Source organism: Methylomonas sp. BG-2 (assembly GCF_057766305.1).
Map to the genome: position 1 here is coordinate 1 of NZ_JBYMAP010000025.1, position 19,706 is coordinate 19,706.

The window sequence follows — 19,706 nt, forward strand, 5'->3', positions numbered from 1 at the left end:
CCCGGCATGGTCGGCATCGCCAATAAAAACACGCCGACCGCTAACAGCAGACCGGGAATCACCATTTTCCAAGATCTCGATCGCACCTGTTCGGATTCGTCCAAAACCCTGGCGGCAAACAATGCGAACGCCGGCATGATCGGTAACAAATAATGAATCTGCTTGCTGGGCACGGCTGAAAATACGACAAACGTCGCGCAAAACCAAATCAGACAAAACCGCGCCCCGGCATCTTCACCCATCCGTAGCGCGGGCAAATTTCGCCAAAACCGCGGGGCGTAGCCCCAGGGAAACAAAAACAGCGGCAGAAACATCAGATACCAGAACGGAGAACGAGTATGAATTTTGGTGCCCACGGCACGGTCCGCGGTCTGGTGCCAGAGTATCGCCCGGCCGTACTCTTCGCCGCCGGCCTGCGCGGCCGGAATTGCCCAACTCAATGCCAACGCCGCGCCGACCACTACCGCACCGATCACGCCAACCGACCAATTCGCAAACCCCGGCCGGCGCTGGTCGGCCCAAAAGCCCACGGTTATTGCGGCCGGCAAAACATGCAACAACACTACAGGCCCCTTGGCGAGGATGCCCAAGCCCACGCCCAAGCCGGCCAACCCCCAAGCCCGCCAGCCGGCGCCGCGCGCCGCCGCCAACAATCCCGACAAGGCTAGCAACACGCAGTCGGTCAACAACACGTCGAACATCGTCGAACTGGCGAACAAAGTCCACAACAAGGTCGAGATCAAAATCCAGGGGGCCAAACCGGCGACGCCCGCCCGCTCCGGCCACAATGCTTGCGCCACTCGCCGCAGCAGCACCAAATTCGCCAACGCCGCCAACGGCCCGACCAAGCGCGGCCACCATTCATTCACGCCAAATACCGCCCAACCGGCCTGCATCAGCCAAAACAACAGCGGCGGCTTATGGCTGTAGGTCGCGCCGTTCAGATGCGGCACCAGAAAATCGCCGCGCAACCACATTTCCCAAGCCACGCTGAGGTAACGAGTTTCGTCTATTGGAATCGGCGCCCGATAAAAAACCGTAACGGTCAGCAGTAGCCAGAGCGAATAGACACCCCAGCGAGCAATGAACAAAGATCGATCAGTCATGTAATTGGAATGAGTTTGAAAATGTCCGGGCTCGGAGAACATGAACCGGCCATTGGAAAGCGACAAGGAAGCGAATATCGTGCCGCCGGTCCGATTATAGAAAACCACCGGTCCCCCAAACCCGGTACCTTGCAACGCTCCGGTTTAAATCCCCCACTTGCGCGGTGGATTTAAACCATGTAATCAGTTAATCAGCGATGCGCCAATTCAAGGTTTCACCGGCCCGCAACGGTGTCAATGTTTGCTCGGCTTCGCCGTAATGTTCGGGCAGCGTCCAAGACCGCCTTTCCAGCGTGATGGTACCGGCGTTGCGCGGCAACCCGTAGAAATCGGCACCGAATCGGCTGGCAAAACCTTCCAACTTGTCCAGCGCCCCGATTTGCTCGAACGCTTCGGCATAAAGCTCCAGAGCCGCGTGAGCACTGTAGCAACCCGCGCAACCGCACGAACTTTCCTTGGCGGCAGTCGGATGCGGCGCGCTATCGGTGCCCAGGAAAAACTTGGGATTCCCGGAACCAACCGCTTCCAGCAAGGCCTGACGATGGTGTTCGCGCTTCAGGACCGGCAAGCAATAAAAGTGCGGACGAATGCCGCCGGCCAGAATCGCATTGCGGTTGTAAAGCAAATGCTGCGGGGTAATCGTCGCGCCGACTTGGGCCGACGCCTCAACCACAAATTGCACCGCTTCTCGAGTGGTAACGTGCTCGACGACTATCCGTAAGGCCGGAAAGCGGCGCACAATCCCGTTCAATTGGGTATCCAGAAAAATCTTTTCCCGGTCGAAAATATCGTACTCGACGGCGGTGACTTCACCGTGAACCAATAACGGTACCGCAAACTTTTCCATGGCCTCGAAGAGTGGATAGGCGGCCTCGATATTTGCCACACCGGCGTCCGAATTGGTGGTTGCTCCGGCCGGATACAATTTAAAGGCGTGAACGTGCTCGCTATCCGCGACTTTCTCGACTTCGGCGAGCGGGGTATTGCCGGTCAGATACAGTGTCATCAGCGGCTGAAAGTCGGTGCCGGCCGGCAAGGCTTGCAAAATTTCGTCCCGATAACGCAGTGCCTGCTCGACGCTGACCACCGGCGGCTTCAGATTCGGCATCACGATCGCGCGAGCGAATTGCCGCGCGGTATGACCCACCACGGTCCGCAAAAGGGCACCGCTACGCAGATGCAGGTGCCAATCGTCGGGCCGGCTTATCGTCAATTTGTCCATTTCCAGCGGGATTTCGATTAAAATGCTGGCAATTCTATCATTGCGGACCTTGAAAACCTCAAGAGCCAACCCAATACACCACCTGTTTTCGATTTTTTGGGAGTAGCTTATGCCTATCTACGAATACCAATGCAATGCTTGCGGTCACGAACACGAAGCGCTGCAAAAACTAGGCGCGGAGCCGTTAGTGATCTGCCCGGCCTGTAACGAAGCCGAGTTGAAAAAGAAAATCTCCGCGGCCGGCTTTCGCTTAAAAGGCGGTGGCTGGTACGAAACCGACTTCAAAAGCGGCAACAAGAAAAACGTTGCCGGCGAAAGCGGCGGCTCCTCTTCAAACAGCTCTTCGAGCGGCGGCTGCGGCGGCAGCTGCGCCTGCCACTAAGGCCGACGCCATTCGCTAAAAACCAGGCGGCAGGCCCCATCTCCGGCTTGCCGCTGTCCATCCGAATCATCCCGATAATCCTTTTTTCCGATCAACCCGAGAACCATTATGCGTAGCCACAAGTGTGGAGAATTGAACACCCAACATTTAGGCCGGACCGTCGCGCTGTGCGGCTGGGTCCATCGCCGCCGCGACCACGGCGGGGTCATTTTTATCGATCTGCGCGACCGCGCCGGTCTAGTACAAGTGGTGTTCGATCCCGACGCGGCCGACAGTTTCTCGATCGCCGAACAGGTGCGTAGCGAATACGTGTTGCGCATCGAAGGCATCGTCCGCGATCGACCGGCCGGCACGCACAACCCGAACATGGCCACCGGCGAGATCGAAGTACTGGGCAAGCATATCGAGGTCTTGAACGAATCGGAAACCCCGCCGTTCCCGCTGGAAAGCGAGATTGAGGTCAACGAGGAGACTCGCCTGCGCTTCCGTTATATCGATCTGCGCCGCACCGCGATGCTGGAAAAAATGAAGGTGCGTCGCGATGTCACCCGTAACCTGCGCCAGTATCTAGACGAGCACGAGTTTTTCGAAATCGAAACGCCTTACTTGACCAAGGCCACGCCGGAAGGCGCGCGCGATTACATCGTACCCAGCCGGACCCACCAAAACTCGTTCTTCGCGCTACCGCAATCGCCGCAGCTCTATAAACAGTTGCTGATGGTGGCCGGCATGGACCGCTATTACCAAGTCGTGCGCTGTTTCCGCGACGAAGACTTGCGCGCCGACCGCCAGCCCGAATTCACCCAATTGGATATCGAAACCTCGTTCATGAACGAGGAAGACATCATGGCGGTGATGGAAGAAATGATCCGCCGCCTGTTCAAGGACATCATCAACGTCGATCTCGGCGACCGATTCCCGGTGATGACTTACGAGGAAGCGATGCGTCGTTACGGTTCGGACCGTCCCGATTTACGGATTCCGCTGGAACTGGTCGACATCGCCGACGAAATGAAAAACGTCGAGTTCAAGGTATTTTCCGGCCCGGCCAACGACCCCAACGGCCGGGTCGTGGCAATGCGCCTGCCGGAAGGCGGCGAACTAAGCCGTAGCGAAATCGATGCGCTGACCAAATTCGTCGGCATATACGGTGCCAAGGGTTTGGCCTACATCAAGGTCAACGATCTGGCGGCCGGCATCGACGGCTTGCAATCGCCTATCGTCAAATTCGCCCCGGCTGAAGTCTGGGCGAGTGTCATGAACAAAGTCGGCGCCCAAAACGGCGACCTGATCTTCTTCGGCGCCGACAAGACCGGCATCGTCAACGAAGCCATGGGCGCGTTGCGCGTCAAACTGGGTCTGGACAGAGGCTTGCTGACCGGCCCCTGGAAACCGCTTTGGGTCGTCGATTTCCCGATGTTTGCCTGGGACGACAAGGCCCAACGCTATACCGCGATCCACCATCCGTTCACCGCCCCCAAATGCGGCATCGACGAACTGAAAGCCGATCCGGGCAAGGCATTGTCCCGCGCTTATGACTTAGTCCTGAACGGCACCGAAGTCGGCGGCGGCTCGATCCGGATCAACCGCACCGCGATGCAACAAACCGTGTTTGATATTTTGAGCATAGGCCACGAAGAAGCCCGCGAAAAATTCGGTTTCCTGCTCGATGCGTTGAAGTACGGCGCGCCGCCGCACGGCGGCATCGCCTTCGGTTTGGACCGCTTGGTAATGCTGATGACCGGCGCAACTTCAATCCGCGACGTCATCGCCTTCCCGAAAACCCAAACGGCGGCCTGCCCGTTATTCAACGCCCCGGCTCAAGTCAGCGAGGAACAACTCAAGGAATTGGGCATCCGCCTGCGCAAACCGGCCGGCAAGGACGAGAAACCGCAAGATTGACCACCGCCATCGCAGGCCCCGCCGGGTTTGCCATCGTGGCGCACCTCTCCGCCGTCAAAATTTGCCGAATATAATTCGGCAAATTTTGCCCGACTTTTTGACCGCAATCTTCTAATTCAGGCCATTGACATCGTATCGACGATGTTGCAACCTGAAGCCGTTATCTTCGATAACAGGACTCGGGAGCGAGTCCTCCGCCGTTCAGGGACTGCTGTCAAACACTCATCTCCGAGAGGCTTGCCATGAATAAAATCACACCTCGTCTGATCCGCGATTTAAACGAAACCTTGCCGGAAGGCACGGAATGCTATTTGTGCGAAGCGGTTAGAAACGCGTTGTTCAATTACCGCAAGGGCCGAGAGCCGTCAAACTACATTAATAAAGAACAAGCCTTACCGATGCTCGCGCAACGATTGGGACGTGGCTTGAAAAACTTCTTTGTCGACGATGTCAGACAAGCGCTGGACGCTTATGAAGACGCCCGCGTGGGCAGAAAATTCAGTTGGCCGACTTAAGCTTCCCGAACGGTGAGTTTCGTCCAACGAAAAGCATCGATTGACGACATGCTCCCCCTTCCGGAGAGGGGGACATCTTAACGATTTTAACAACACGGTTTTCAAGCACACGCTACTGGAAACGCCAGGACTTGCTCAATAGATTCGCAGCCTGTCATTAGCATCAACAATCGATCCAAGCCTAAGGCCACCCCGCTACAATCCGGCAAACCTTCCCGGAGCGCGGCCAAAAAACGCAAGTCCTTGTTTACCCCGGGCAACCCGTGGCTGGAACGATACGCGATCTCCCGATCGAAACGCCGCTCCTGCTCATCGGCATCGGTCAATTCGCAAAATCCGTTGCCAAGTTCGACACCATCGACAAACACCTCGAAGCGTTGGCTAAGCCTGGCATCGTCGGCATCGATCCTGGCCAACGAAGACTGTATCGCCGGATAGCCGTGGATCAGATGCACCCGCTCGCCGATCAATGCCGGCTGAACATAGAGGCTGAAAATAAAATCCAACCACAGCGAATGATCGCCGCCGCACAACTCGGTAGCCTCGAAAGCGCCGCGCGCCGCCGCGAAAGCGCGGTAGCCGGACAGGTCGAAAACCAGGGGATCCAGACCGGTCCGAGCATTAAACACCTCGCGGTAACTGGAACACTCGACCACCAAACCCGGACGGACGACGGAGAACAGCGATAACAGCAATTCGCCCACCTCGGCCATCAGTTGTTTCATATCGAAACCGACCCGATACCACTCCAAAATAGTGAATTCGGGATTGTGATAACGCCCGGCCTCGCTATTCCGAAACGCCTTGCAAATTTGATAGATGGAGCCGCTTCCGGCCGCCAACAAGCGCTTCATCGCAAATTCCGGGGACGTTTGCAAAAACAGATCGCGCGCTTGTGGCGGAAAATCGAATTGGCTATGAAAAAAGTGCAGTTGCGGATCGGTGCCGGTTGCGCCGCACAGCAGCGGCGTTTCCACTTCCAGCACTTGCCGATCGGCAAAAAACCGGCGTATATCGGCCAACATCGCCGCCCTCGCGCGCAGCTGCTCGAGGGGACATGCCGGTCGCCAGGCTTCCGCCACTATTCCTTGACGCGGGAAACGTACTCGCCGGTGCGAGTGTCGACACGTATCACCTCGCCGATTTGCACGAACAAAGGCACCCGCACCACCGCGCCGGTTTCCAGCGTGGCTGGTTTGCCGCCACCACCGGAAGTATCGCCTTTCAAACCCGGGTCGGTTTCAGTAATCGCCAGCTCGACGAAGTTGGGCGGCGTCACCGACAGCGGCGCATCGTTCCATAAGGTCAGGATACACATATCCTGCTCTTTCAGCCATTTCAACGCTTCGCTGACGGCGTTTTTGTCGGCTTGGTATTGCTCGAAGGTATCCGGCACCATGAAGTGCCAGAATTCGCCATCGCTATAGAGGTATTGCATGTCTTTATCGACGACGTCGGCACTCTCCACGGTGTCGCCGGACTTAAAGGTGCGTTCGATGACGCGGCCGGTTTTCAGGTTTCTGATTTTGACCCTGTTAAACGCCTGCCCCTTGCCCGGTTTAACAAATTCGTTTTCGATGATCGAACAAGGGTCGTTGTCGAGCATGATCTTCAAACCGCCCCTGAATTCGTTGGTGCTGTAAATCGCCATTTTTTCCTCGTGAAACAAATAATAGTCCGCCGATTATAATGGATTGGAATTTCAATCGGAAACCGGAGCTCAATTGACACCCAATACCGCCCGTTGGCAACGGTCGCTGGCCGATGCTTTCGATAGCGTCGATGCCTTATTGGCCTACCTGGCATTGACCCCGGACGAACTCCCGATTCTTCGCGACTACCCAGCCTTTCCACTCAGAGTACCGCGCGGATTCGCCGCGCGGATGGAACCGGGCAATCCCAACGATCCGCTGTTGCGCCAAGTGCTTCCGCTTGGCGCCGAATTGCACGCATACCCTGGTTACAGCCGCGACCCGGTCGGCGACTTGCACGCGATCGCCGCCCCCGGCGTCATCCACAAATACGCCGGTAGGGTATTATTGATCGCTACCGGCGCTTGCGCGGTACATTGCCGTTATTGCTTCAGGAGAAATTTTCCGTACGCGGAGCAACAGTTGTCGCGGAGCAAACTGACACTGGCGTTGGATTACATCGCCGAACACCCCGATATACACGAAGTCATTTTGAGCGGCGGCGATCCGCTGTTACTGAGCGACGACAAACTATTCAGTCTGCTGACGGCATTGGCCGGTATCGGTCATATCCGCCGACTAAGAATCCATAGCCGTATCCCGATCGTACTGCCGGAACGCATGACCGATAGGGTATTGAGTCATTTGAGCGGACTGCCCGTTTCGGTCGTTTTGGTGGTGCACGCCAACCACGCCAATGAGCTGAGTTCCGACGTTGGAGCGATTTTTCACCGCTGGCAACGCCGCGGCGTAACACTGCTAAATCAAAGCGTATTGCTGGCCGGGATAAATGATAATGCCGATGCGCTCTGCAATTTGAGTGAAAAGCTATTTGGCTTTGGCGTTTTGCCCTATTATTTACATCTGCTGGATAAAGCCGCCGGCGTTGGCCATTTTGAAGTGGCCGAAGACACGGCCAAACAGCTGCTACACCGAATGCAGCGAACCCTGCCGGGTTATCTGGTTCCGAAACTGGTTAAGGAATGCGCCGGCGAACCCAATAAGACCTCGATTCTTTAAATTGCGCGATCCGCCCGGGCATTTTCTGGCGGTTGAGCCAATTAGAGTCGCGTCAGCGCCAATTTCCGCTTACTCAGCGCCGATATGCAAGAGCCATCCACCAACAATGTCAATCCGGTTCCCAGGCTAGCCCTGATCCTGGTCTGCCTCCTGCTTCTCGGCAATATCGTTTTAACCTTTCTTCACCACTTGCGGACCCCGCATGAACTAACCGGGTTAGGCATCGATGTCGCGCTACCCGGCGTGGCGATTCTGTTGTTATTGATACTGATGCTGAAAGACGACAGGCGCCACGGACTTCAGGCTGGCTACGACATTCAGGATGTTTTAAGCCACACGCTGGTTGTTGTCGATACCCACGGCATTATCCGTTCCGTCAACAAATCCGCCGCCACGGCCGTCAACTTGCCGATGGAAGAACTGATAGACCGACCGGTGCATGAACTTTTCCATCCGGCCCAATTCAGCGAGAGCACCTGTCCTATTTGCCGGAGCATCCGGGCCGGCCAGGAGATGCCCGCCACCGACTTCCGATACGCCAACGGCCATTGGCAAGAAATTTCGCTGATTCGACTGCCGAGACCGGCTTATCCTCGATTGCTGCAACTCCATATCGACATCAGTTCGCGCAAGCAGGTCGAAGAGCAATTGGCCCTCGTAATTGACGGAGCCGAGCTGGGTTATTGGGATTGGGACTACCTGACCGGCAAACATTCGGTGAACCAGCGCTGGCTGGACATGCTGGGACTGAGCGCCGCGGACCTCGACCACTATATCTCCGACTGGACAAACCGGCTCCATCCCGACGACCGCGAACGCGTCAACCGCGTCATTGCCCAACATATCGATTCGGGCGAAGCCTACGTGGTCGAATTCAGAATGCAACACCGGCTCGGGCACTGGGTTTGGATTCAAGGGTCGGGCGCGGTCGTCGCGCGCGACCCGGCGACCGGCAAACCCACCCGCTTGTGCGGCACGCATCAAAACATCAGTGCCCGCAAGCAATCGGAGAGCAACCTGCAGGCGGCCTACCAAATCATCAGCCACAGCGCGGCGGTGGTGATGAAATGGAATAACGCGGAAGGCATGCCTATCGAATTCGCAACCGACAACGCCCGCCAATTGTTCGGCTACAGCGCCGAGCAACTGGCGACCGGCGACATTTTTTATATGAACTTGATTCATCCGGACGATTTGGACGGCTACGTTCGAGAAATCGGCGGTTGTAGTAGCGATTCAAGCTGTCGGGAAGTTGTCCATCAGCCGTATCGGATCATCGCCAGAAACGGCGGCGTCAAATGGGTGCAAGACCGTAAGGTCTTGACCCGCAACGAGTATGGGCGCGTCGTCGACTACCAGGGCTTGGTAACCGATGTCACCCAACAACGCCAACAAAGCAGTGCGATCCGGAACATCATCTCCAGCTCCGCGCAGCATGCCGGCGGCTCGATGCTGGATAACTTGGCCCTACTGGCACTGGAAACGCTGGGTGCAGATTACGCACTAATCGTGGAACAGTGGGAACTTGGTCGAGCCCGTAGTTTGTCATTGCGAACCAAGGGTCAAGTGGTCGAAAACCTCGATCTGGATCCACGCGACTTTCCGAGCCCCGACCTGCAAAACGGCACCCCCTGTTGCTACACGCAAGCGGTCACGGACCATTTTCCCAAATCCGCATGGTTACGCGACCGTGGTATCGTCGGTTATTTGGCGATTCCACTGCTGGACAATCAGCAACAAGGCTTCGGATTCGTCGCAATCGCCTATTGTCGTCCCATTCCGGATGCCAGTCCGGCGCGCGACATATTGACGCTATTCGCGGTACAAATCAGCGCGGAGTTGGAGCGTAGCCGAGCCATAGCCGCGCTCAAGGATCAAAAACAGCGCCTGATGGACGCGCAAGCGCTTTCCCACATCGGCGACTGGTGCTGGCATTTGCAGGATCAACACTTTAGTTGGTCGGACGAAATGTACCGGATCACCGGCACCGGCAAGACCGGATTCATTCCCAACTATGCCAACGTCTGCGGGCAACTGGTGCATCCGGACGATTTGGCTCTGTTCAAGACCGCGATGGAGCACCCCGAGGCCGAAAATGGCATCGATTTTCGCCATCGCATCGTGCTCGGCGACGGACAAATCCGTCACGTCCATCAACGAGGAAAGCCGATACTCGCCGCCGACGGCAGCTGCATCGCGGTCCAAGGCACCATGCAGGACATCACCGACAGGCTGCGGACGGAGCAGCGCCTGTTGGAAGCCAAACATCAGGCGGAACAGGCGACCAAGGTCAAATCCGAGTTTCTGGCCAACATGAGCCATGAAATCCGCACCCCTATGAACGCCATCATCGGCTTGGTCGAGCTTTGCCTGAACAGCGCCGTGACCGCCAAGCAACGCGATTATCTCGAACGCGTGGAAACCGCGGCGCGTTCTCTGATGACCATCATTGACGACATTTTGGATTTTTCCAAAATGGAAGCCGGCAAAATGCATCTGGAATCGCTGCCGTTTTTATTGGAAGAAATGCTGGATCACGTGTTTTCCACGATGTCGGAACTGAGCGCGCGCAAAGGGATCGGGTTGATTCGACCCGATCTGGCGGGCACCAATTACGCGGTCGTCGGCGATCCGCAACGGCTCAGGCAAATTTTCATCAATTTGATCGGCAATGCCATCAAATTTACCGATCGCGGCGAAGTGCGCGTCACTCTCACCGAAATCAGCCGCAGCGCCCAACACGTCTGCCTGCAATTCAGCATTATCGATACCGGCATCGGCATGAACCAGGACCTTCAGTCCAAATTGTTTCAGGCCTTCAGCCAAGGGGATAGCAGCGTCACTCGCCACTACGGCGGTACCGGTCTTGGCCTGATCATTTCCAAACAACTGGTTGAGCAAATGGGCGGATCGATCAGTGTCAGCAGTCAAGAGAATCGGGGCTCGACCTTTACCTTCACCGTCAATCTAGGCCTCACCAATCTGGCATCGATACGCTTGGCCCAACACCAACAGCAAAACCCGGTCGACACCAGCAAGCTGCAATACATTCGCGGCGCACGCGTTCTGTTAGTGGAAGACAACGAGGTCAACCGCATCGTCGCGATCGAATTGCTGGAACAAGCCCACCTAAGTGTCGATATTGCCGAACACGGCGAAATTGCCCTCGCCAGACTAAGCCGGCAAACCTATGATTGCGTGCTGATGGATATTCAAATGCCCGTGCTGGACGGCTACGAAACGACCCGTCAGTTACGCAAACTACCCGGTTGCCAAACGCTGCCGGTCATCGCGATGACAGCCAACGCAATGAGTGATGACCGCAATAAATGTTTGCAAGCGGATATGGACGATTTCATCAGCAAACCGATCCTGCCCGAGACGTTGTATGCGATGTTGGTAAAGTGGATTCCGCCGCGCCACAACGAATCGACCGAGCCTCCCTCCGCGTCGGAAGCAGCCTTGATTCCCTATCTTTATGGCATCGATAGTGCGACCGGCCTGTTGCATACCGCCGGCAACCATGCCGTATACCGGAAAGTGCTACAGAAATTCGCCGAGAATCATGCCGATACCATGCTGGAAATTGCCCATGCCTTCTCCGCCAACGACTACGACAAGGCCTACCAACTGGTTCATACTCTGAAAGGCCTGGTCGGTTCACTGGGCGCTCTGCAACTGCAAAGCCAATTGGTCCGCCTGGAGGAATCGCTGAAGGATCACAAGCTCGATATTGCCCACGTACCGAATATCGACAGCAATATCGCGACGATCACATTGGAAATGGCCAAGCTCATCAACAGCATCAAGATGACCCTCCCCCAGGAAACTACAAAGGACGTCGTACCCTCGCCGCTGTCGTCGCTGGAAATCCGTCAACAACTGGCGATCCTGATCAATAAACTGCAGGTATTCGATTCGGACGCCGATCAGCAACTGGACCATATCTTGGCGCACATTGACGATAGAAATTTGCTCTCGGCGCTATTGCCGATCAAAAAGCAAATCGCCAATTACCAATTCGTCGACGCGACGCAGGCGCTAAACCATCTTCTCGACCACGGGATTTAAGTTCATGGAAAACATCACTCAACACCGAATCCTGGCAGTGGACGATAGCCCGGAAAATCTCGATCTGATAAAGAACATCCTGGAACCGCACTATCAAGTCAAAGTCGCCGTGCGGGGGGAGTTGGCATTGCAAATCGCCCATACTCAGGACCTTGATTTGATCTTGTTGGACATCATGCTCGACGACATGGACGGTTACGAAATCTGCAAACGCCTAAAATCTCACGACAAAACCCGTAATATTCCGATTATTTTTTTAACCGCCAAACGTTCCGAAGAAGACGAAGTCCATGGCTTTCGGATCGGCGGCAACGATTACATTACCAAGCCTTTTTCGCCATCGATCGTCCTGGCGCGGGTCAAAACCCAAATTCAGTTGAAAACCAAATCCGATTTATTGGAAAAACTGGCGTCCTTGGACGGTTTGACCGAAATCCCCAATCGGCGCGCTTTCGATGCCGCGCTGGAACGCCAATGGAATCAGAGCAAACGTAACGGCATGCCATTGTCTCTGTTGATTGCCGACATCGACCATTTCAAGCAATTCAACGATTATTACGGGCATCCGCTCGGCGACGAATGTCTGAAAAAAGTTTCCGCGTCATTGCGGACAACCACCCATAGACCCGAGGATTTGGTAGCCAGACTGGGGGGCGAGGAATTTGCCGTATTGTTACCAAACACCGACTCCATCGGAGCGATGATGCGGGCCGATCAGTATCGCGAAGCCGTCGAAAATTTGAAGACTCCGCATATCCTTAACGAACCCTATCGCCTGGTAACCATTTCAATCGGCGTCGCCACCCTGCAACCGCGCGCGCGCGACGACGTTTCCGCATTGCTTCGGGCGGCCGACAACGCGTTATATCAGGCGAAGCACCAAGGCCGCAATCGAGTCTGCGGTCACAATAATGGGACATTCGACGCGCCGAACGGCGACCCGGCACTTGGTCCCGAACAAAAACGACTATAATCGCGCGGTCGTCTGTCTCCGGTTTCATCATGCACCTCTACCTCGATTTCAACGCTTCGTATTTCGCCGCCTTTGTCATGGGATTACTCAGCAGCCTGCATTGTATCGGCATGTGCGGCTCGATCATCGGTTCGTTGACTTACAGCCTGAAACCCGAATTGCGTAACGACAAACTCAAATTGTTCAGCATCGTCCTGAACTACAACCTTGGCCGAGTGTTCAGTTACGCCGTGGCGGGCGCGCTGGCCGGCATGCTCGAGGCCTTTCTGAGCCTGCCTTTGAGCCAAGGCGATGCGCATCGGGTATTGCAATTGTTGTCGGCAATCATCATGGCCGGCGCCGGCCTTTACATAGCCGGCTGGTTCCCCCGCTTCGCCTATATCGAAAAAATGGGCTCCCGCCTTTGGAAACTGATAGAACCTTTCGGCCGCCGCTTAATCCCGGTGAAAAACCGCACGCAAGCCTTCCTGTTCGGGATGGTCTGGGGCTGGCTGCCGTGTGGCTTGATATACACGGCACTGACTCTGGCCGCGACGACCGGGAATGTTGTCCATAGTTCCTTGACTATGCTGACTTTCGGTCTAGGGACTTTACCTGCGGTGATGGGTGTCGGTATAATGACGACGCTCTTAACAAGGCTTTACAAATCCCGACAACTAAAATACATCGCGGGCGCCTTGTTTATCATCTTCGCACTGTTGGCGGCCTTCCCCTGGCTAAATCCAATGCGGGTTGAACATATAACGACGTTTTGAGAGGTTAGCAGTGGATAATTTCGATCCTATTATTGGTCAATCTCCGGCTATCGAGGCGCTGATCCGAAGCGCGCGCATCGTGGCGGCAACCGACGTAACCGTTCTAATCAAAGGCGAGACCGGCACCGGTAAGGAAGTACTTGCCACCGCCATCCAGAAAGAAAGCCCCAGATCCCATAAACCCTTCATCACGCTCAATTGCGCGGCCTTGCCGGAAGGCTTGGTGGAATCCGAAATCTTCGGCCACAAAAAAGGTGCGTTTACCGGCGCGGTGGGGGACAAACAAGGTCTGTTTCAAGCGGCCGACGGCGGCACGTTGTTTCTCGACGAAATCAACTCCCTCCCATTCTCAATTCAGTCAAAATTGTTGCGTTTCCTGGAATCCGGCGAATGTCTTCCAGTCGGCGGCACCAAACCGTATAAAGTCAACGTCCGCGTCATCGCTGCTTCCAACGCCGATCTGAGCAAACTGATAGAGATTGGTGAATTCCGGCAAGACTTGTATTTCCGCCTGAACGTCGTTCCGCTCGAGATTCCGGCGCTTCATCAGCGTACCGACGACCTCGAGCTTCTAGCCAATCACTTCTTCACCCATTTCTCGGCGGCCCACAGTCTGGAACCGCCAACCTTCAGTCGCCACGCGTTAAGAACCTTGAAATCCTATAAGTGGCCGGGTAACGTGCGCGAGCTACGCAACCTGTGCGAGCGCCTGAGCATTTTGTTGTCCGGCAAGGTCATCGAACCGGAAAACCTGCCCCACGAATTCAACCGCGGCCCCGCCAACCCAAGTTCAGCATTTACCTTACCCGAACTTGGCCTGCAATTGGACGCATTGGAAGCGGACATGATTTTGCAGGCACTGCGTAGAACCAAGGGCAATCGCAGTAAATCGGCAAGGCTGCTGGGCATTTCCCGCGACACATTGCTTTACAGGATTCAAAAACACGGGTTGGCAACCCATTAAGCGCCTCGCTTGATTTAGCCGGCAAATTGACAAGGCCGAATCGCTTCTCCGGCGGTTCGGCTTTTTTCATGCCCAAACTTCTGAAACGCCTGCCTCGCCAGACCGATTTAAAGCTTGCGTATCCATTGCACCGTGACGTTGTCGCTATGGCCTTGCGCACGCAACACCGCCATTTTTGCCATTTTCTGCAGCTCCGGTTTACCGCTGTCCGCTTGCGACAGGGTCAGCATTTCCTGCTCCTTGACGAATTCCCAAAAGCCGTCGCTACACAGCAGGAACGTCTCCCCTTCCAGCATCGGCGGGCAACGCACCACGTCGACTTGCGCCGGCATCAGCACATTGATACTGCGCGTCAATTTGTGCTGGTCGGGATGCGCGCCCATTTCCCATTCGCTGATTTTGCCCTCGTCGTATAGCTGCTGAGGTACCGAATGATCCTTGGTACGCCAAAGTACTCGTTCGGGATTGATTCGGTAAATCCGCGAATCCCCGCAATGCGCGGTGATCGCTTGACGCGGGTCCAGATACAAAATGGCACAGGTAGTATGGGCGTTACTACCGTCGGGATCGCCGGCGAACAACTCGCGCATTTTACCTATCGTATCGGCAATCCAGGCCTGCACGGCCGGCTCACCGCGCAGATGAATCTGCGGCTGGTATTTGTCGGCCAGCGCCACCAGCAAACGGCAAAAAAACTGCGACGCCTTTTCGCCGGCATGGTGCCCGCCCAAGCCATCGGCTACCACGAATACCGCGTAGTCGGCGCAAACCCGGTGCGCCATGCAATCCTGATTGACGTCGCGATTGCCGATCGCGGTCAATTGATAAAACTCCAGCTCGGTCAGCATTGGGCTAAATTCGGGCGCGGGCCTCCCGCATGACCCGCTTCATGTCGCCGACCGCTTGCGCCAACCCGCCAAATAATGCCTGGGCAATCAAGGCATGCCCGATATTCAACTCGACGATGGTCGGAATTCGGCAAATCGCCTCAACGTTATTCAATGTCAAGCCGTGGCCGGCATTGACTTGCAAGCCCGCGCGATGGGCGTACTCCGCCGCGATCCTGATCCGCTCCAACTCTGCCAGCCGACTTTCACGGCTCGCGGCATCGGCATAGCGCCCGGTGTGCAACTCGACGACAGGCGCGCCGACCTCCACAGCCGCGTCAATCTGCGCCAGCTCGGGATCAATGAATAGCGAGACCTCCACATCGACATCGGCCAAGCGCCGACAGGCCTCTCGCATCCGCGCCAAGGCTCCCGCGACGTCCAGACCGCCTTCGGTCGTCAATTCCTCGCGACGTTCCGGCACCAAACAACACGCTTGAGGCCGCACCCGGCACGCGACATCCAGCATCGCATCGGTTACCGCCATCTCCAGATTCAACTTGGTTTGCAACACCTGCTTCAGCAAGTCGATATCTCTATCCTGAATATGCCGTCTATCCTCGCGCAAGTGGGCGGTGATTCCGTCGGCACCGGCCTGCTCGGCCAGCAAGGCCGCATGCACCGGGTCCGGATAGCGAGTGCCGCGAGCTTGGCGCACCGTGGCAACATGATCGATATTGACGCCCAAAAGTATCGGTTGTTTAGTCATTCGCTGGAGTGTCCCATCCTGTCGTAATTTTGTTCATAAATGCTTCAACATCGTCGCCAGCACTTCGCGACTCTTCAACGGCCGCCCTTGCAGATGGACGTCCACTTGCTGACGCAGTATCCCCTTGGCTTCGGCCGCCATGCTGTCTTCGAGTCGGTCTCGCGCGGCCAAGGCTAGCAAGGTTGTTCCGTTTACCCCACCACTATCGCGCACCCAGCCCTGATCCGCGCGATAGCCGTAACGCCCGTTTGGCGAGATTGGCACGCCATCCGCCGCGACAGTCAATTCGACTTCATAGCCGGTTTCCCTCAGCAAGTCCAATTCGAAATAGCGTAAGGTTTGTTCGATACCGCCACCCGACGCCAAATCCCGCAATGCCGCGCGGTAAACCTCAAATACTGCCGGGTGGGGGTCGTGCCGGTGCAGAAACAATTGGACCAGTTCATTCAGATAAAAGCCGCAATACAAGGCCAAGCGTTCGAGAGGATACTGGCGGACGAATTCGCTAGCCGTCAGGGTTTTCAATTCGCCACGATCGGAAAACGACAATTTCAACGCCGTGAACGGCAACAATACGCCGGCGGATTTGGATTTTTGCTTACGAACGCCTTTCGCCAACATCGACACGATGCCATAGTCGCGGGTGAAAACCTCGAGCAGCAGACTGGTTTCCCGATACGGCCGGTGTTGCAGGATATAAGCCGGCTGCAAATAAACCGTCGACTCCGACATCAATCCGCGCTGTCGAGGAATCCCAAACTTTGCAAGGCTCGTTCGCTATCCGACCAGCCTTTTTTGACTTTGACCCAAAGCTGCAAAAACACTTTTTGGTCTATCAGTTTTTCTATGTCCACACGGGCTTCGGTACCGATTTTCTTCAGGTTTTCGCCCTGTTTTCCGATGACGATACTCTTTTGGCTGCTGCGCTCGACCCAGATATTGGCGTAAATCTTGGTCAGACTGGGATGTTCTTCGTATAACTCGATTTCAACGGTCAAGGCATACGGCAATTCGTCACCCAATCGGCGCGTCAATTTCTCGCGAATGATCTCGGCGGCAAAAAATCTCTCGGAGCGGTCGGTGATTTGGTCTTCCGGAAAGATCGGCTCGGCCTCCGGCAACAAAGCCATAATTTGGCGTTCCAACTCGCCGAGGTTCGTGCTTTTCAGCGCCGACACCGGCACGATGTGCTTGAACGGAAATTTTTTGGCCGCCTCGTTAAAGAATGCCAATGCGGCCTGCTTATCCTTGACCTTGTCAATCTTATTCACGACCAAAATTACCGGCAGACCGGCCTGCTCCAATTTTTTGAAGATTTGCTCGTCGTACTCGTGCCAATACAAACCGTCCAACAGCCATAACACCAAATCGACACCCAGTAAGGAGCTGTCGGCGGTTTTATTCAAATAGCGGTTCAGAACTTTTTTTTCATCCCGGTGCATGCCCGGCGTATCGACAAAAATCGCCTGCCCGGCGTCGGTGGTCTTGATACCGACGATGCGATGACGCGTGGTTTGAGGTTTGCGTGAGGTGATGCTGAGCTTTTGCCCCAGCAAGTGATTCATTAGCGTGGATTTGCCGACATTCGGCCTACCGATTAACGCGACATGTCCGCAATTCATTTGTCTGTATTCAAAAGTAAATTCAACATCTTCTCGGCGGCGGCCTGTTCGGCTTTCTTCCGGGAAATGCCGCTAGCCTGGGAAACCTGATCGGTGGCGGCCACTTTACACCTAACCTCGAAAGTTTGCGCATGGTCGACGCCGGACATCGCGACCAATTCATATATCGGCAGCGGTTTGCGCTTGGCTTGCATCAACTCCTGTAAACGGGTTTTAGGATCCTTGACCCAATCGTCGGCTTTCAGCTCGGCCAATTTGCCGGCAAACAATTCCAATATCCAGTTCCGACAGGCCTCAACCCCCTGGTCCTCGACCAAGGCTCCCATAATCGCTTCCAGCGCGTCGGACAAAATCGAATCGCGGCGAAAACCGCCGCTTTTCAGTTCGCCGGACCCCAGGATCAAATACTCGCCGAGATTATGCTGGCGAGCCAATTCAGCCAGCGAATTTTGATTGACCAAGCTGGCGCGCAAGCGACTTAATACGCCTTCGCCTGCCTCGGGAAACGATTCGTACAGCTTTTGCGCGATGACGAAACCGAGCACCGAGTCGCCCAAGTATTCCAGACGCTCGTTATTCTTGGCACCAACGCTACGATGCGTCAGGGCCACCGTCAGCAATCCGGGATCGTGGAAGGTCAGCCCCAACTTTTTAGCAAGTAATTCCGGCTTTTTTATCACTTGTTCCCAGCTTCGAATCCTTCGTGAAACTCCACCAGCACGCTTAAATTCCCGAAGATGGGCTCCACCCGCTCGTAATCGATCTCGACGCTGACGTAACCGGGCTGAGCAACGATTTTCACATCTTCCGGCTTCACATATTCGACGTAGTTCAAATCGAAACGCTTTTCCAGACTGGACTTGATTTCGGCCTTGGACTTGCTGGCGATGTCGGTGGTCGCTTCCACGGCCTTCAGCGCGTTCAGCACCCGACTATGATTGATATAAATCGGCGCGATCTTCAGCACCAACAGCGTAAAGAACGCGATCAGACCCAGAATAAAGACAATGGAAATAAACGTCAGCCCGCGCTGATGCTTGATCGATCTCGGCATAGGATATTCCCCCCTAACGCATTAAATAGGACTCGACCACCGGTCAACTCAGCGAAGCCGAGTACCGAGCCGATCGAAGGCAACGCCCTTGTTTTCCCAATCCCAATTCATCCAGATAAAAAACGCCTTACCGACTAAGTTAGCTTCGGGCACGAATCCCCAATAGCGGCTGTCGTTACTGTTGTCGCGATTGTCGCCCATCACGAAATAGTGCCCTTCCGGCACGACGAACACATCCTGCACCGTCGACATCCCGCGGCTGATCAAAATCGAGTGCTCGACACCCATTAGATCCTCTTCCAGGCGCTCCGCTCCGCTCATACTGGCGCCTTGACCGACGCCCTGATAACGCCCCAGCGAGACTTGCTTGATTGGTTGACCGTTAACGTAAATCACTTTTTCGAAATAACCGATGCGGTCGCCCGGCAAGCCGATGACCCGCTTGATGTAATCCACCGATGGTTGTTTCGGGAAACGGAACACCACGATGTCACCACGCTTGGGTTCGTTCATTTCGATGATTTTTTTATTGATCACCGGTAAGCGCACACCATAGGTAAATTTGTTCACCAAAATGAAATCGCCAACCAGCAAGGTCGGCATCATCGAGCCGGACGGAATCCGGAACGGCTCGAACAAGAACGAACGCAACAGCAACACGATCAACACGACCGGGAAAAACGACCGGGCGTATTCCACCAAAACCGGCTCTTTCTCAATCGGATAGGGCTGTTGAGTCTGGCGCAGATACAGCCAATATCCGCCCCAAATCACGCCGGTGACAAAGGTTGCCGCCACCAGAAAAAAGGAAAAATCGTAATCCATGTCAATAA

At 55.4% G+C, this 19,706-nt stretch carries 19 protein-coding genes; 8 read left to right on the plus strand and 11 right to left on the minus strand.

The features are described 5' to 3' along the window. Together AC3B8H_RS03945 and pyrC are read right to left on the minus strand one after the other, a co-directional pair. Window positions 1-1,106: ArnT family glycosyltransferase (locus tag AC3B8H_RS03945; RefSeq protein WP_488440317.1), on the minus strand; the 1,106-nt coding region annotated here is incomplete at its 3' end. A 187-nt stretch (window positions 1,107-1,293) separates the two neighbouring features. Next, window positions 1,294-2,328 (minus strand): dihydroorotase, encoded by a 1,035-nt coding sequence (gene pyrC / locus AC3B8H_RS03950; protein WP_488440338.1) that lies wholly within the window; start codon window positions 2,326-2,328, stop codon window positions 1,294-1,296. A gap of 109 nt (window positions 2,329-2,437) precedes the next feature. Between pyrC and AC3B8H_RS03955 the strand changes: the two genes are divergently transcribed. The 3 genes from AC3B8H_RS03955 to AC3B8H_RS03965 all read left to right on the plus strand — a co-directional run bounded on the left by AC3B8H_RS03955 (window position 2,438) and on the right by AC3B8H_RS03965 (window position 5,127). After that, window positions 2,438-2,710, plus strand: coding sequence for an FmdB family zinc ribbon protein (locus AC3B8H_RS03955; protein WP_488440318.1), 273 nt, complete (start codon window positions 2,438-2,440; stop codon window positions 2,708-2,710). 108 nt (window positions 2,711-2,818) lie between these two features. Then, window positions 2,819-4,612, plus strand: coding sequence for an aspartate--tRNA ligase (aspS, locus tag AC3B8H_RS03960; RefSeq protein WP_488440319.1), 1,794 nt, complete (start codon window positions 2,819-2,821; stop codon window positions 4,610-4,612). A 242-nt stretch (window positions 4,613-4,854) separates the two neighbouring features. Next, the gene (locus AC3B8H_RS03965; protein WP_488440320.1) at window positions 4,855-5,127 is read left to right on the plus strand and encodes a hypothetical protein; all 273 of its coding nucleotides are present in this window, start codon (window positions 4,855-4,857) and stop codon (window positions 5,125-5,127) included. A 101-nt stretch (window positions 5,128-5,228) separates the two neighbouring features. Here AC3B8H_RS03965 and epmA read toward each other — a convergent pair whose 3' ends face one another. Both epmA and efp read right to left on the minus strand, forming a co-directional pair. Beyond that, window positions 5,229-6,209: an EF-P lysine aminoacylase EpmA gene (epmA, locus tag AC3B8H_RS03970; protein ID WP_488440321.1), complete on the minus strand. Its 981-nt coding sequence runs from the start codon at window positions 6,207-6,209 to the stop codon at window positions 5,229-5,231. After that, a complete protein-coding gene (efp, locus tag AC3B8H_RS03975; RefSeq protein ID WP_064031574.1) occupies window positions 6,209-6,778 on the minus strand; it encodes an elongation factor P in 570 nt (189 codons plus the stop codon). The genes epmA and efp overlap by 1 nt, the downstream gene beginning before the upstream one ends. Before the next feature lie 73 nt (window positions 6,779-6,851). On the opposite strand from efp, the gene epmB reads away from it, so the two are divergent. The 5 genes from epmB to AC3B8H_RS04000 all read left to right on the plus strand — a co-directional run bounded on the left by epmB (window position 6,852) and on the right by AC3B8H_RS04000 (window position 14,601). Then, window positions 6,852-7,838: an EF-P beta-lysylation protein EpmB gene (gene epmB, locus AC3B8H_RS03980; protein WP_488440322.1), complete on the plus strand. Its 987-nt coding sequence runs from the start codon at window positions 6,852-6,854 to the stop codon at window positions 7,836-7,838. A gap of 84 nt (window positions 7,839-7,922) precedes the next feature. Further along, complete coding sequence (locus AC3B8H_RS03985; RefSeq protein ID WP_488440323.1) at window positions 7,923-11,909, plus strand: PAS domain-containing protein; 3,987 nt, start codon at window positions 7,923-7,925, stop codon at window positions 11,907-11,909. A 4-nt stretch (window positions 11,910-11,913) separates the two neighbouring features. After that, complete coding sequence (locus AC3B8H_RS03990) at window positions 11,914-12,882, plus strand: diguanylate cyclase domain-containing protein (RefSeq protein WP_488440324.1); 969 nt, start codon at window positions 11,914-11,916, stop codon at window positions 12,880-12,882. A gap of 29 nt (window positions 12,883-12,911) precedes the next feature. Further along, on the plus strand, window positions 12,912-13,637 hold the full coding sequence (locus tag AC3B8H_RS03995) for a sulfite exporter TauE/SafE family protein (RefSeq protein WP_488440325.1): 726 nt from the start codon (window positions 12,912-12,914) through the stop codon (window positions 13,635-13,637). Between the two features lie 10 nt (window positions 13,638-13,647). Beyond that, window positions 13,648-14,601: a sigma-54 interaction domain-containing protein gene (locus AC3B8H_RS04000; protein WP_488440326.1), complete on the plus strand. Its 954-nt coding sequence runs from the start codon at window positions 13,648-13,650 to the stop codon at window positions 14,599-14,601. A 107-nt stretch (window positions 14,602-14,708) separates the two neighbouring features. On the opposite strand, the gene AC3B8H_RS04005 is transcribed toward AC3B8H_RS04000, so the two are convergent. Genes AC3B8H_RS04005 through lepB form a run of 7 tightly spaced genes read right to left on the minus strand, consistent with a single transcriptional unit; the run spans window position 14,709 to window position 19,698 of the window. Then, window positions 14,709-15,449 carry a PP2C family protein-serine/threonine phosphatase gene (locus tag AC3B8H_RS04005; RefSeq protein WP_488440327.1) on the minus strand — a complete coding sequence of 247 codons (741 nt, stop codon included), beginning with the start codon at window positions 15,447-15,449 and terminating at the stop codon, window positions 14,709-14,711. A gap of 4 nt (window positions 15,450-15,453) precedes the next feature. After that, window positions 15,454-16,197: a pyridoxine 5'-phosphate synthase gene (gene pdxJ / locus AC3B8H_RS04010; protein WP_488440328.1), complete on the minus strand. Its 744-nt coding sequence runs from the start codon at window positions 16,195-16,197 to the stop codon at window positions 15,454-15,456. A 33-nt stretch (window positions 16,198-16,230) separates the two neighbouring features. Continuing rightward, window positions 16,231-16,929 (minus strand): DNA repair protein RecO, encoded by a 699-nt coding sequence (gene recO / locus AC3B8H_RS04015; RefSeq protein WP_488440329.1) that lies wholly within the window; start codon window positions 16,927-16,929, stop codon window positions 16,231-16,233. Continuing rightward, a complete protein-coding gene (era, locus tag AC3B8H_RS04020) occupies window positions 16,929-17,819 on the minus strand; it encodes a GTPase Era (RefSeq protein WP_488440330.1) in 891 nt (296 codons plus the stop codon). Before era ends, recO begins: the two co-directional genes overlap by 1 nt. Next, a complete protein-coding gene (gene rnc / locus AC3B8H_RS04025) occupies window positions 17,816-18,499 on the minus strand; it encodes a ribonuclease III (RefSeq protein ID WP_488440331.1) in 684 nt (227 codons plus the stop codon). The genes era and rnc overlap by 4 nt, the downstream gene beginning before the upstream one ends. After that, window positions 18,496-18,873, minus strand: a complete 378-nt coding sequence (locus AC3B8H_RS04030) for a DUF4845 domain-containing protein (protein WP_488440332.1) — start codon at window positions 18,871-18,873, stop codon at window positions 18,496-18,498. Before AC3B8H_RS04030 ends, rnc begins: the two co-directional genes overlap by 4 nt. 48 nt (window positions 18,874-18,921) lie before the next feature. Continuing rightward, window positions 18,922-19,698 (minus strand): signal peptidase I, encoded by a 777-nt coding sequence (gene lepB, locus AC3B8H_RS04035; protein ID WP_488440333.1) that lies wholly within the window; start codon window positions 19,696-19,698, stop codon window positions 18,922-18,924. Between the last annotated feature and the right edge of the window lie 8 nt (window positions 19,699-19,706).

Coding starts and splice junctions, on each gene's coding strand:
- pyrC (WP_488440338.1), bottom strand. CDS start 2,328: ATGGACAAATTGACGATAAGCCGGCCCGACGATTGGCACCTGCATCTG.
- AC3B8H_RS03955 (WP_488440318.1), top strand. CDS start 2,438: ATGCCTATCTACGAATACCAATGCAATGCTTGCGGTCACGAACACGAA.
- aspS (WP_488440319.1), top strand. CDS start 2,819: ATGCGTAGCCACAAGTGTGGAGAATTGAACACCCAACATTTAGGCCGG.
- AC3B8H_RS03965 (WP_488440320.1), top strand. CDS start 4,855: ATGAATAAAATCACACCTCGTCTGATCCGCGATTTAAACGAAACCTTG.
- efp (WP_064031574.1), bottom strand. CDS start 6,778: ATGGCGATTTACAGCACCAACGAATTCAGGGGCGGTTTGAAGATCATG.
- AC3B8H_RS03985 (WP_488440323.1), top strand. CDS start 7,923: ATGCAAGAGCCATCCACCAACAATGTCAATCCGGTTCCCAGGCTAGCC.
- AC3B8H_RS03990 (WP_488440324.1), top strand. CDS start 11,914: ATGGAAAACATCACTCAACACCGAATCCTGGCAGTGGACGATAGCCCG.
- AC3B8H_RS03995 (WP_488440325.1), top strand. CDS start 12,912: ATGCACCTCTACCTCGATTTCAACGCTTCGTATTTCGCCGCCTTTGTC.
- AC3B8H_RS04005 (WP_488440327.1), bottom strand. CDS start 15,449: ATGCTGACCGAGCTGGAGTTTTATCAATTGACCGCGATCGGCAATCGC.
- pdxJ (WP_488440328.1), bottom strand. CDS start 16,197: ATGACTAAACAACCGATACTTTTGGGCGTCAATATCGATCATGTTGCC.
- recO (WP_488440329.1), bottom strand. CDS start 16,929: ATGTCGGAGTCGACGGTTTATTTGCAGCCGGCTTATATCCTGCAACAC.
- era (WP_488440330.1), bottom strand. CDS start 17,819: ATGAATTGCGGACATGTCGCGTTAATCGGTAGGCCGAATGTCGGCAAA.
- AC3B8H_RS04030 (WP_488440332.1), bottom strand. CDS start 18,873: ATGCCGAGATCGATCAAGCATCAGCGCGGGCTGACGTTTATTTCCATT.
- lepB (WP_488440333.1), bottom strand. CDS start 19,698: ATGGATTACGATTTTTCCTTTTTTCTGGTGGCGGCAACCTTTGTCACC.